This window comes from Steroidobacter flavus, from assembly GCF_042651805.1.
Classification (GTDB): domain Bacteria; phylum Pseudomonadota; class Gammaproteobacteria; order Steroidobacterales; family Steroidobacteraceae; genus Steroidobacter; species Steroidobacter flavus.
This window is the reverse complement of the sequence record NZ_JBHSDU010000015.1, coordinates 116,999-129,381: the sequence shown is the minus strand read 5'-3', so window position 1 is coordinate 129,381 and position 12,383 is coordinate 116,999. Positions and strand designations below refer to the sequence as shown.

11 protein-coding genes and 2 tRNA genes are annotated in these 12,383 nt (G+C 61.5%); 6 read left to right on the top strand and 7 right to left on the bottom strand.

The genetic code is table 11. The features are described from left to right. Nucleotides 1–2: 2 nt before the first annotated feature. On the bottom strand, nt 3–974 hold the full coding sequence (locus ACFPN2_RS28440; protein ID WP_380603019.1) for a hydrogen peroxide-inducible genes activator: 972 nt from the start codon (nt 972–974) through the stop codon (nt 3–5). 137 nt (nt 975–1,111) lie between these two features. Here ACFPN2_RS28440 and ACFPN2_RS28435 point away from each other — a divergent pair, with 137 nt between their 5' ends. Next, nucleotides 1,112–1,765 (top strand): Fic/DOC family protein, encoded by a 654-nt coding sequence (locus ACFPN2_RS28435; RefSeq protein WP_380603017.1) that lies wholly within the window; start codon nt 1,112–1,114, stop codon nt 1,763–1,765. A gap of 527 nt (nt 1,766–2,292) precedes the next feature. Here the strand turns inward: ACFPN2_RS28435 and ACFPN2_RS28430 are convergent. The 5 genes from ACFPN2_RS28430 to ACFPN2_RS28410 all read right to left on the bottom strand — a co-directional run bounded on the left by ACFPN2_RS28430 (nt 2,293) and on the right by ACFPN2_RS28410 (nt 6,661). After that, on the bottom strand, nt 2,293–4,248 hold the full coding sequence (locus tag ACFPN2_RS28430; RefSeq protein ID WP_380603015.1) for a hypothetical protein: 1,956 nt from the start codon (nt 4,246–4,248) through the stop codon (nt 2,293–2,295). Between the two features lie 51 nt (nt 4,249–4,299). Next, nucleotides 4,300–4,374 (bottom strand) — tRNA-Asn (locus tag ACFPN2_RS28425). 153 nt (nt 4,375–4,527) lie between these two features. After that, nucleotides 4,528–4,977 (bottom strand): MerR family transcriptional regulator, encoded by a 450-nt coding sequence (locus tag ACFPN2_RS28420; protein ID WP_380603013.1) that lies wholly within the window; start codon nt 4,975–4,977, stop codon nt 4,528–4,530. After that, the gene (locus tag ACFPN2_RS28415) at nt 4,974–5,411 is read right to left on the bottom strand and encodes a nuclear transport factor 2 family protein (protein WP_380603011.1); all 438 of its coding nucleotides are present in this window, start codon (nt 5,409–5,411) and stop codon (nt 4,974–4,976) included. The genes ACFPN2_RS28420 and ACFPN2_RS28415 overlap by 4 nt, the downstream gene beginning before the upstream one ends. A 53-nt stretch (nt 5,412–5,464) precedes the next feature. Next, nucleotides 5,465–6,661 (bottom strand): pyridoxal phosphate-dependent aminotransferase, encoded by a 1,197-nt coding sequence (locus ACFPN2_RS28410; RefSeq protein WP_380603009.1) that lies wholly within the window; start codon nt 6,659–6,661, stop codon nt 5,465–5,467. A 183-nt stretch (nt 6,662–6,844) separates the two neighbouring features. Here ACFPN2_RS28410 and uvrB point away from each other — a divergent pair, with 183 nt between their 5' ends. Continuing rightward, nucleotides 6,845–8,881, top strand: coding sequence for an excinuclease ABC subunit UvrB (gene uvrB, locus ACFPN2_RS28405; RefSeq protein WP_380603007.1), 2,037 nt, complete (start codon nt 6,845–6,847; stop codon nt 8,879–8,881). Between the two features lie 16 nt (nt 8,882–8,897). Here the strand turns inward: uvrB and ACFPN2_RS28400 are convergent. Further along, nucleotides 8,898–8,972, bottom strand: a tRNA-Val gene (locus tag ACFPN2_RS28400). 162 nt (nt 8,973–9,134) lie between these two features. On the opposite strand from ACFPN2_RS28400, the gene thrS reads away from it, so the two are divergent. The 4 genes from thrS (at nt 9,135) to rplT (ending at nt 12,331) form a co-directional block, all read left to right on the top strand. Continuing rightward, nucleotides 9,135–11,060, top strand: a complete 1,926-nt coding sequence (thrS, locus tag ACFPN2_RS28395) for a threonine--tRNA ligase (RefSeq protein WP_380603005.1) — start codon at nt 9,135–9,137, stop codon at nt 11,058–11,060. A gap of 3 nt (nt 11,061–11,063) precedes the next feature. Continuing rightward, nucleotides 11,064–11,588 (top strand): translation initiation factor IF-3, encoded by a 525-nt coding sequence (gene infC, locus ACFPN2_RS28390; RefSeq protein WP_380606662.1) that lies wholly within the window; start codon nt 11,064–11,066, stop codon nt 11,586–11,588. Between the two features lie 165 nt (nt 11,589–11,753). Next, on the top strand, nt 11,754–11,951 hold the full coding sequence (gene rpmI, locus ACFPN2_RS28385) for a 50S ribosomal protein L35 (protein WP_380603003.1): 198 nt from the start codon (nt 11,754–11,756) through the stop codon (nt 11,949–11,951). Nucleotides 11,952–11,962: 11 nt separating this feature from the next. Next, nucleotides 11,963–12,331, top strand: coding sequence for a 50S ribosomal protein L20 (gene rplT, locus ACFPN2_RS28380; protein ID WP_129777480.1), 369 nt, complete (start codon nt 11,963–11,965; stop codon nt 12,329–12,331). Nucleotides 12,332–12,383 lie beyond the last annotated feature (52 nt).

The window sequence follows — 12,383 nt, the reverse complement described above, 5'->3', positions numbered from 1 at the left end:
GTCTACCAGTCCCGGTTCTCGATCATGACGCCGGGCATCGCCGGCTCCCGCTGCGTATTGTAATTCCAATACGCGGCGCTGCTGGCCTGAATTGCCCTTCGGAGCACGTCGATGGCTTTGTGCCGGGGATAACTCACCCGCCAGGCGAGCACCAGGGTACGTTTGGGCGCGGGCTCGGTCAGCGGCTTTGTTACCAATATATCGGGGGAGTAGAGCGGGGCATGCGCGGCGGCCTGCGGTAGGATCGTGACGCCCAGGCCCGAGGCCACCATGTGGCGCAATGTTTCAAAGGTGCTGCCTCGCATGGCCCCTCGCAGGTTCGGCTCGGCGTCCGCCGGGCGCAGCTGGGGATACGCAGCCAGGACCTGCTCGCGGAAGCTGTGCCCTTCATCGAGCAGCAGCACTTCGGCGGGGTCGAGGTCCGCGATATCGATGCTCGATTTACTCGCCAAACGATGCCGTGCCGGCAGCAGCACGGTCAGCGGCTCCTCGAACAGCGGTTGCGTGACGATGTCCGGCTCGTTGAAGGGCGCGGTGATCAAGAGGACATCGAGATCGCCGTTACGCAGTTTCGCGGCCAATGTTTGTTGAGCGGCTTCCTCGACGAACAGCGGCATGCCACTCGCCATCTCTCGAAGCAGCGGAATGAACTGCGGCAACAGATACGGACCGACGGTCGGCAACGTGCCGAGCGCCAGCGGTCCTTGCAATTGATTGGTATCACCGGCGGCCACGTCCTTGATCTCGGCGGTTCGCTCGAGGACGGCGCTTGCCATCGCGATGATGCGTGCGCCGAGCGGCGTGACCAGCACGCCTTGCTTGGCTCGCTCGAATAGACTCACGCCGAGCTCGTCCTCGAGCTTCTTCACGGCGATGCTCAGGGTCGGCTGACTCACATTGCAGCGCTCGGCGGCACGGCCGAAGTGCTGTTCCTGACCCAGGGCGACGATGTAACGCAGTTCGGTGAGCGTCATGGTTGAGATCGAGTGTAGGGGGCCGCCCGCTCATTGGACAAGGAGAGGCCGATGTCCAACATTCCATGGTCTGAGCAGGGGGAGGCGCCGTCGTGATCGACGGGCTGGTATGATCGCGATACGGGTCTACCTCACAGATGACAGCATCTCGCTATGAAGCGTCTGGTCTTCAGACGGAATTCGAGCCGGGGTCGCGGCGACGAGTGCTGCGGAATCTGCTCGGAATTGTGCGTGCGCGCGATATCGCCGAGGCTGAATCTCAGGCATTGGCGATTGCCCAGGAAGCCGCATTAGACCGGTACGGACCAACTCATCGTTTTTCCGCGAAAGACGTTTGTGAGTTACACCGTCTCTGGTTGGGGCCCATCTATCCGTGGGCTGGAAAATATCGGTCCATCAACATCGGCAAGGGTGGTTTTCAGTTTGCGCATGTTCCGATGATTCCTCGGCTCATGCGGGAATTTGAGCGCGGGCCATTGCGGCGACATACCCCGTGCAACGACGCCGATAGGGCAGCCATTGCACGAGCTCTGGCCGAGGTACACGCCGAGCTGATCCTGGTTCATCCGTTCCGTGACGGAAATGGACGCCTGGCGCGACTCCTGGCGTTGCTCATGGCATTGCAGGCAGGCCTGCCGCCTCTGGATTTCAGCCCACTGGCCGGCCGAGGGAAGCGCGTGTACATCTCTGCCATTCACGCGGCAATGGCTCGGGACTACGAGCCGCTGACGAGATTGTTTCTTAGGGTTATCGACCGGTCGCGGCGGCTCGCCGCTTCCAATAGGCGATGAACGCCTTCACGTCCTTTGGAATCTTTGCGCCCTTGCCCTTGGCGAAGGGTGCCCGAATACCCTCGACGGCAGACGATGTTTTCGCAGACAACCGTAGCCCGGCCTTGCGGCCGGCGCGCGATCGGAGGTGGGGATTCGAGCGCGAAAGCGTCATGTCGAAATCGTACGCCAGTTGCTGGGCAGATGGCGAGGGTAATTGATACTCACCTCGCTGCGGACCTAAAATCCTGTTCTATGAGCGGTCAAAACTCCGACGCTCCCTCACCCCAGGACGATTGCGAGCTGAACGGCCACGTCTTCGAGGGTTACGACACGTTTACTGAAATATGCTCGTTCTGTGGAATGGTACGCGAGCGGGTGAACCAGGCCGAGCGTGCGCCGGTGGATGATATCCACGTTTGTTGGAGCGCTGCCGATCATGTGTTTGGCATGGATGGCGTTTGCATCCATTGCGGCAAGACGGAGGGCAGTCTGACGGCCGCCGATCGGCAGCTCCACGCATCGAGGCATGCGCGATAGGTCGCGCGTCAGCGTCCCAGCAGGAGCTGCGGTCGCGAGGTGCCGCGTCGAGCGGATATTTCTTCCAGCCAGTGTCGTAACCGCTCCGGCACGATGAGCCGGTGCTGAGCGCGGGTGACCGCCACATAGAGCGCGGCGCTCGCGGCGGCGTAATCAGGTCTTCGTAGATCCCAGACGCCCTCGACCACCTCAGGCACCAGCATGACGCCGGCAAACTCGCGGTTGCGGACGTCTCCGATCAACCCCAGCGCGAACTTGCCCTGCGCGGCGAAGCGATCGACGGTGCGGGTCCAGTCTTTGGTGTCGTAACCCTTTTCGAGCATCCGATCGATGCGCTGAAAGCCCGGGTTCTGTTGTTTGCTCTCGGCGAGCGCTTGCCACGATCCGAAGCGGAAGATCTCGCCATGCCGCGGGCGGCTGCCGTTGCGACGCAGCTCAATGCAGTCACTCACAAACATGGTGAGCTGTTGTCGGCTGCTCAATAGCTCGAAATCCAGGCCCTCCGCGGCGAGGCGCTGCGCCCACTCGAATAAGCCCCAGGTGTCGTTCACCAGGATCGCCGCCGGATGGTCGGGAATGCGAGGCCGATCGTAATAAACAATCTCGGTGCGATGGAGCGGGTTGCCGAGGAACGGCTCTTTCGTTTCGCCCGGGTGCGCGGAGATGATGGGATTCACGACGTCTTCGAGCAATTGCCCGGAGCGCACGGACGCGGTGACAGCGCGTTGCCTCACGACGTGCGTACGTCGTTGCGGACGGCCCTGCAGATTCTGATATTCATCGCCCAAGCTGATCACGGCCTGCGGGCTGTTATCGAGAATCTGCAGCATGGGCTTTTTCAAGTCGTGACATTCATCGATGAGCACGTGCGTGTAGCGCGCCGGAATTCGCCAGCCACGCAGCGCGGCCCATTTGATTCGATGTTCGCCGCGAACGGGCGGCTCGAAGTCGCGCGAGGGCGGTAGCAGGATCGCTTTCCACAACTCGCTTGCGTGGTGAAGCACGAGGCGTCGGGACGTGGCATCGAGCGTCGAGAGGTGGCGGGCCGGAATGTGACTTTCATCGAAGTCCGCATCGCCGCTGTAGCAGAAGCCTGCGACTGTGCTGCGTACGATGACGACGAGATCGCGTTCCAGCAGCGTGTCGCTCGCATGGATGCCCAGATGGCGGATGACCAGCTCATCGGCGATCGGTGCGGAGGCCGAGTAGGGCAGGCTCAGGCGAAGGTGGGTAGGATCGGTCAGATCCGCCGGAATCATCTCCCGCGCCAGCGTATCGAAGCGTCGCGGATACACATTCGGCAGGCCACTCACATCCGCGAGCAATGCCTTCAATTGCGATTGTCGTTCCGCCAGCACCAGCACGCGCGCGTGGCGCAGTGTGCCGAGCAGCGACTTGATCAGATAAGACTTGCCGGTCCCGGCATAGCCTTGCACGTGGAGGTGATCGTCGCTCTGGGCTCGGATCTCTCGATAGATGCGGGTCTGCTCGCGCGTCAGGAAGGCCGTTGTGCCTGTGGGCAGCAGGATCTGTTCTCGGAGGTCACGATCGCGTGCGTTGTAGCGATCGCGACTGCCGCTGTCCCACTGGCCGTCGCTCGTGAGGTACGCATCCTGATCGACTTGCTCATCGTCCAACAGCGAAATGCCGAGATCCGGCAGCAGGCGGTAACCGGCACGAAGCTTCGCGCGATCCAACGACTCGGCCGCTTCATCGACCAGGGCTTGCGAGCCCTCGCGCTCGACTTTCGCCTGGGCGGCCTTGATGGCCTCCATCAGCACTCGCTCGGCGAACACCGCGCCATGTCGTGCGATCGTGGGCAGAGACTGCAGGAGCATCAGCGCCGCGAGTTGCGGCACTCGTAAGCCTGCGAGGGAGGCCGCGAGGGGATGCGCTTCGTTCAGTACCCGATTCAGCACGGGTTCGCTCAAGGGCAGATACAGCGCGGGATCGGTTCTAGCCATGCGACCGCGTGGTGCGCTCCGCGCTTGTGCCGTGTTGGCTGAAGAATTAGGTGGCTCCCCGGGCCGGACTCGAACCAGCGACCAACGGATTAACAGTCCGTCGCTCTACCACTGAGCTACCGGGGAACAGGTGGGTCAAATCGAAGGCGCGGGATTTTGCGTAATGCGCCGCGGCCGTGTCAAGGAATCGAAGCGACTTGAGTCGCAACTTTTTGAGTTGACAAACTTTCCCGGCACCGAACGGTGCATTGCGCGGGGTCATCTTCGGCTGACAGAGGCTTACGGGACCGTCGCACGGGCCGCACGAGGCGGGGTGGGGCGCTCGCCGACCTCGAAGTCGCCGGGCCGCCGGTCATCCGCCAGCCACTTCTGATAGTAGGCCTGCTTGCGCTCGACGAAGCGCAACGCGGTCTCGAGTTCCGCGATATGCGCCACGGTGCGCGCGTGATGCGCCTCGAGCAGTGCGAGGCGTTGGCGGATGGTCTTCTTGCCCTGGGCGGCGAGGCTCGCGTAGCGACGCATCTCGCGCACTGTCATCCCCGCGTAACGCAGGCGATCCAGGAACAGCAGCCAGCCAATGTGCGGATGTGTGTAGACGCGCCGGCCGCCGGGATCGCGCGTCACGCCGGGCATCAGGCCCTGCGCCTCGTACCAGCGAATCGTGTGCACGCTGCGGCCGGTCTCGCGAGCGAGCCGGCCGATGTGAAAGCGGGTGCCGTTTTGACTCATGCGGTGGCCGCCCAGGCGGGTGGTTCGAGCGCCGAGGACACGAGTTCGGTATCGAGGTACTCGGTCAGCTCAACCATTTTGCCCTCGCGCAGGCGAATGACCATGCAGTAGGTGTTGGCGTAGAGCTTGCCCGTCTTGGTCGTCACGTTGCCGCGACTCTCCACCACGACGAAATCTCCATCGGCCAGGATCCGCTTCGGCGTATTTGTGTAGTGGCTGCCGAACTGCGCGAACAACGGCGCGATCAATCGCTGCCGAACCTCGGTTTTGCCGGCGAACGTGCCTGACCACGCGGTCGTGCCCACCATGTGCCAGGTGAAGTCCTCCGCCATGGCCTCAGCGAAGGGCTGGCGCTCGCCGCGGGACAGCGCCTCCATGATGCCGGTGACGATGGCCCGATTGCGCTCTGTAACGCTCGTCGCAGTAGTCGTCATGGTCGCCTCCAGTTGGGTTGCGACCCTTTGTACCGGCTAGAGCGCGCTCTAGATCAAGCGGCTTGTGCAGCCCGCAGCGTCTTTTCCATGCGCTTCAGCGACTCTTCCAGGTTCTTCATGCTGGTCGCGAACGACAGGCGCATGTGATTGGGCGCACCGAATCCGCTGCCCGGAACGACGGCGACGCCGCCGTGCACGAGCAGATGCTCGGCGAACGCGTTGTCATCTTTCACACCGACGATCTTCATCGCCTTTTCCACGTGCGCGAACGCGTAGAAGGTGCCTGCGCCTTCGAGGCACGTCACGCCGGGCAACTTGTTCAAGCCTGCGACCGTGAAATCATGGCGCGCCTTGAACGACTTGTTCATCTCGCGCACGCACTCCTGATCGCCGTTTAACGCGGTGATCGCGGCCTTCTGCGCGATCGAGGAGGGATTCGAGGTGCTTTGACTTTGAATCGTGGACATCGCGGTGACGATCTCGATCGGACCACCGCAGTAGCCGATGCGCCAGCCCGTCATCGCGTACGCCTTCGACACACCATTCGTCGTCACGACACGGTCGTACAGCTCCGGGCACACCTGCGCGAGGCTGACGAAGGGCTCTTTGCCCCAGTAAATGTGCTCATACATGTCATCGGTGCAGATGATGACCTGCGGATGTTTGACGAGCACGTCGCCAAGCGCACGTAATTCGGCGGCGGAGTAGGCGGCGCCGGTCGGGTTGCTCGGGCTGTTCAAAATGAACAAGCGAGTTTTCGGGGTGATGGCGGCTTCTAATTGCGCCGCCGTGAGTTTGTAGCCTTGCTCGGGACCGGCGTAGGGCATGACGGGAATGCCATCGGCGAGCAGCACCATGTCCGGATACGACACCCAGTACGGTGCGGGCACGACGACCTCATCGCCCGGATCGACGACCGCGAGGATCAGATTGAAGATGGTCTGTTTCGCGCCGGTCGAGACCAGAATCTGGTTGCGCTTGTAGTCGAGCGCGTTCTCGCGCTTGAATTTCGCGATGATCGCGTCCTTCAGCTCCGCGACGCCTTCAACCGGCGTGTAACGCGTAAAGCCCTTGCGAATGGCCTCGACGCCTGAGTCCGCGATGTGCACGGGTGTATCGAAATCCGGCTCGCCGACGCCCAGGCTGATGATGTCCTTGCCCTCGGCCTTCAGCTGCGCGACGCGCCCGGTCAATGCCACGGTCGGGGAGGGCTTCACACGTTGGACGCGCTTTGAAACTGGTAGACTCACGGCGACACCGAGTGACCTGAAATAACGGAAAATCCCTGACAAAGGTCGGGACGTTTTCGTGCGATTGTAGAGCGATTCGCCGCCCGGCTCTATACGAAAGGCCGCCTCCCATATTGGAAAGGCACCCTTCGAGCCCCACGTATCTCATCCGCTATGCCCGTTGCACCTCGCTCGCTGCAAACCATGACCGACAAACCGGCCCAAACTCCCTTTGCGCTCAAGGGCGATTTCAAGCCCTCCGGCGATCAGCCCACGGCCATCGCCAAGTTGATCGAAGGCATCGAGGCGGGGCTTGCGCACCAGACGCTGCTCGGCGTGACGGGCTCGGGCAAGACCTTCACGGTCGCGAACGTCATTCAGCAGATCCAGCGTCCGACCTTGGTGCTCGCGCATAACAAGACCTTGGCAGCGCAGCTGTATGGCGAGTTCAAGGAATTCTTCCCCGATAACGCGGTGGAGTATTTCGTCTCGTATTACGACTACTACCAGCCCGAGGCGTATGTGCCGTCCTCGGACACGTATATCGAGAAGGACTCCTCGATCAACGAGCACATCGAACAGATGCGCTTGTCTGCGACCAAGGCGATTCTGGAGCGGCGCGATGCGATCATCGTCGCGACGGTGTCGGCGATCTATGGCCTGGGTGCGCCCGAAACCTATTTGTCGATGGTGTTGCATCTCTCCCGCGGCGAGCACATCGATCAGCGCGCGATCCTGCGTCGCTTGACCGACATGCAATACAAGCGCAACGAGCTCGATCTCACGCAAGGCACGTATCGCGTGCGCGGGGATGTGATCGATATTTTCCCGGCCGAATCGGAGCGCGAGGCGCTGCGCGTGGAGCTCTTCGACGATGAGATCGACTCGCTGATGCTGTTCGATCCGTTGACCGGCGAGATCAAGCGCAAGATCCCGCGCTACACCGTGTTCCCGGGCACGCACTATGTGACGCCGCGCGATCGACTGGTGCTCGCGGTGGATCAGATTCGCGATGAGCTGCACGATCGACTGATCGAGCTCAAGAACGCGGGCAAGTTGCTCGAAGCGCAGCGGCTGGAGCAGCGCACGCGCTTTGATATCGAGATGATCCGCGAGCTCGGCTACTGCAACGGCATCGAAAACTACTCGCGCTTTCTGTCAGGTCGCGAGCCGGGCGAGCCGCCGCCGTGTCTGTTCGACTATCTGCCGCAGGATGCGCTGCTCGTCATCGACGAAAGTCACCAGACCATTCCGCAGCTCGGCGCCATGTTCAAGGGCGATCGCTCGCGCAAGGAAACGTTGGTGGAATACGGCTTCCGCTTGCCCTCGGCGCTCGACAATCGACCGCTACGATTCGAGGAGTGGGAGCGCCTGGCACCTCAGGCCATCTTCGTCTCGGCGACGCCGGGGCGGTATGAGCTCGAGCATTCCGGCGGTGAAATCGTCGAGCAGCTGGTGCGCCCGACGGGGCTCGTCGATCCGGAGGTGGAAGTGCGCCCGGTGCGCACGCAGGTGGACGACGTGCTCTCTGAGATCAAGCTGCGGGTGGAGAAAGATGAGCGCACGCTGATCACGACGCTCACCAAGCGCATGGCCGAGGATCTCACCGAGTATCTCGATGAGCACGGCGTGAAGGTGCGCTATCTGCACTCGGACATCGACACCGTCGAGCGCATGGAGATCATTCGCGATCTGCGCCTGGGCAAGTTTGATGTGCTGGTCGGCATCAACCTGCTGCGCGAAGGCCTCGACATGCCCGAGGTGTCGCTCGTCGCCATTCTCGATGCGGACAAGGAGGGGTTCCTGCGCTCGGAGAACTCGCTGATTCAGACCATCGGCCGCGCCGCCCGCCATCTGAACGGCAAGGCCATCCTGTACGCCGACCGGGTCACCGGCTCCATGCAGAAGGCGCTGGAAGAGACCTCGCGTCGTCGCACCAAGCAGCTCGAGTTCAACGCCGCGAACGGCATCACGCCTCGGGGCATCAAGAAGGCCGTCGCGGACATCCTGGAAGCTGCGCAATCCGAGCCCAATCGGGGTCCTGCGCGCAAGATTGCCGAGGCGACGCCCGACTATTCGAGCCTCACGCCCGACCAGGTCATGCGTCGGATCAAGAAGTTAGAAGCCGAGATGTTGAAGCACGCCCGGAACCTGGAGTTCGAGGAGGCGGCGAAGCTTCGCGACCATATCTCAAACCTGCGGAAATCGAGCCTGGGATTGGCGACGAGCAAGGTGGGGTAGTCGGGCCGAAGTTGATTGGTGCGCGCGACAGGGATCGAACCTGTGACCCCTACCATGTCAAGGTAGTGCTCTACCGCTGAGCTACGCGCGCATCCGGGCCCGTCGAAAGGGGCCGAGAGAATAGCGGCGAGTCGGCATGGTGGCAAGCATTACTGACAGATGACGTTACAGTCTCGCGGTTGCCTGCCATACCGCGGCCGGGCATACTGCGCGTCCTTTTTTCTGCCTCTAACGGCTTGAATTCCTTCGTCTCATGCCTGTAATCACCCTGCCAGACGGCAGTCAGCGCACCTACGCAGAGCCGGTCTCGGTCGAGAAAGTCGCTGCCGACATCGGGGCGGGTCTCGCCAAGGCGGCCCTTGCGGGTAAGGTCGATGGCCGTCTCGTCGATACTTCTTATCTGATCGACAAGGACGCGCACCTCGCGATCGTCACGAGCCGCGATGCCGAAGGCATTGACGTCATTCGTCATTCGACTGCGCACTTGCTTGCGCAAGCCGTGAAGCAGCTGTTCCCCGAAGCCCAGGTCACCATCGGCCCAGTCATCGAGGACGGTTTCTTCTATGACTTCGCCTACAAGCGTCCCTTCACGACCGAGGATCTGACCGCGATCGAAGCTCGCATGCACGAGCTCTCGGAAGCCGATCAGAAGGTGAGCCGTCGGGTGATGAGCCGGAACGATGCGGTCAAGTTCTTCCAGGATCAGGGCGAGATCTATAAGGCCGAGATCATCGCGAGCATCCCGGAGAAGGAAGACATCAGCCTGTACGGGCAGGGCGACTGGGTCGATCTGTGCCGCGGCCCGCACGTGCCGAGCACCGGCAAGTTGAAGGCCTTTAAGTTGATGAAGGTGGCCGGCGCCTACTGGCGCGGCGACTCCCGCAACGAAATGCTCCAGCGCATCTACGGTACCGCCTGGGGCGATGAGAAGGCGTTGAAGGCCTATCTCACGCGCCTGGAAGAGGCCGAGAAGCGCGATCATCGCAAGCTCGGCAAGGAACAGGATCTGTTCCACTTCCAGGAAGAAGCACCGGGCGCCGTGTTCTGGCATCCGAAGGGCTGGACGCTGTTCCAGACCCTGATCGCCTACATGCGTCAGTACCAAGGGCGCGCCGGCTGGCAGGAAGTGAGCGGGCCGGAAGTCATGGACGTGAAGCTGTGGGATGCCTCGGGGCATCTCGCAACCTTCGGCGAGAACATGTACTTCACCGAAGTGGAGAAGCGGAAGTTCTGCTTGAAGCCCATGAACTGCCCGGGCCACGTGCAGATCTTCAACCAGGGCCTGCGCAGCTACCGTGACCTGCCGATGCGGTTCTGCGAATTCGGCAAGGTGCATCGCTATGAGCCCTCGGGCGCATTGCATGGCCTGATGCGCGTCCGGGCGTTCACGCAGGACGACGGCCACAGCTTCGTCGCAATGGATCAGCTGTTCGATGAAGCGGTGAACCTGACCAAGCTAATTCTCGGCATCTATGCCGATTTCGGCTTCACCGACGTGCGCATCAAGTTCTCGGATCGGCCGCCAAAACGGGTGGGGTCGGACGAGGTCTGGGACCAGTCGGAAGCCGCGCTCAAACAAGCAGTTACCGCCGCCGGCCTCGAATACACGTTGAACCCGGGCGAGGGCGCCTTCTACGGCCCGAAGCTTGAATTCGTGCTTCGCGACGCCATTGGTCGGGACTGGCAGTGCGGCACCCTGCAGGTCGACTTGAACATGCCCGGCCGGTTGGGCGCCCACTACATTGGCGAAGACGGCCAGAAGCACACTCCGGTGATGTTGCACCGGGCGATGTTCGGGTCGCTCGAGCGCTTCACGGGTATTTTGATCGAGCATTTCGCGGGCAAGCTGCCGACCTGGCTCGCGCCGGTGCAGGCCGTGGTGATGAACATCACGGACGGCCAGGCCGAGTACGTGCAGAGCGTCACTGAAGTCCTGAAAAATCAGGGGCTTCGCGTGACTTCAGACTTGCGCAATGAAAAAGTCGGCTTTAAGATTCGCGAACACACCCTGCAGCGGGTGCCTTACCTATTGGTAGCGGGCGATCGCGAAGCAGGTTCGAATTCTCTGGCCGTGCGCACGCGTAGTGGCAAAGACCTCGGAGCCATGCCTGTCGAGGTGTTGGCTGCGAAGCTTGCCGAAGAAGCCGCGAGCCGCGGCCGGACTAGTTTGGAGGTATAACGCATCGCTGCTCCCATAGGAAAACGCGTCCGACGCAACGAAGAAATCAACTCGCCCCAGTTGCGAGTGATCGATGCGAACGGCGAACAGATGGGCGTCATGAGCCGCTTCGACGCGTTGAAGATGGCGCAGGAAGCCGAGCTTGACCTGGTCGAGGTATCACCGACGGCGGAGCCGCCGGTCTGCCGCATCATGGACTTTGGCAAGTACTTGTTCGAACAGAATAAGAAGGCCCACGCAGCAAAGCGCAAGCAGAAGCAGATACAGATCAAGGAAGTGAAGTTCCGCCCCGGCACCGAGGAAGGCGATTACCAGGTCAAACTGCGTAATCTGATCCGCTTCCTGGAAGAGGGCGACAAGGCCAAGGTAACCATGCGGTTCCGTGGCCGTGAAATGGCTCATCAAGAAGTCGGCCGTGAATTGCTCGGGCGAGTTCAGAACGATCTGGCGCCGTACGCCACGGTCGAGCAGAACCCGCTCATGGAAGGACGGCAGATGGTGATGATGTTCGGACCTAAGAAGAAGTAGGTCGTCGAATAACCAAGTGTCCCCAATTCGTAAGAACAGGGGGCACAACAAGCGAACAGCAATGACTCATTAAAAAGTCGGCGCTGTCCCGCCTGACAGGGCTAAGCCCCATGTGGTTCACGTGGGCTGGGTTCCTCAAAGGCTAACAATCAGTAGAGAAGTTCAATGCCTAAGTTGAAGACCAACCGGGCAGCGGCGAAGCGTTTTCGCCAGACTGCTAAAGGTTTCAAGCGCGGCCAAGCGCATCGTCGTCACATCCTCACCAAGAAGCCGAGCAAGCGTAAGCGTCAGCTGCGTGCGCCTTCGATGGTCGCGAAGCAGGATCTGGTCCGTATGGAGCAGCTGCTCCCGAACGCGAAGTGAGGAGATAAACCATGGCACGCGTTAAAAGAGGCGTCATTGCGGGCGCCCGTCACAAGAAGATCCTCAAGAAGGCGAAGGGCTATTACAACGCCCGTCGCAAAGTCTTCCGCGCCGCGAAGCAGGCCGTCATCAAGGCCGGCCAATATGCGTATCGCGATCGCAAGACCAACAAGCGCAACTTCCGTGCGCTGTGGATCACTCGTATCAATGCTGAGGCTCGCGTTCATGGCTTGTCTTACAGCAAGCTGATCGCAGGCTTGAACCTCGCGGGTCTGTCGATCGACCGCAAGGTGCTGGCCGACATCGCGATGAACGATCCGGCGGCGTTTGGCGTGATCGCGCAAAAGGCTCGGGACAGTCTGCTCAAACAAGCGGCTTGATCCTCGGGCTCCACGCTCGATAGTTGATTGAATCGGGCGTCCATAGTGACGC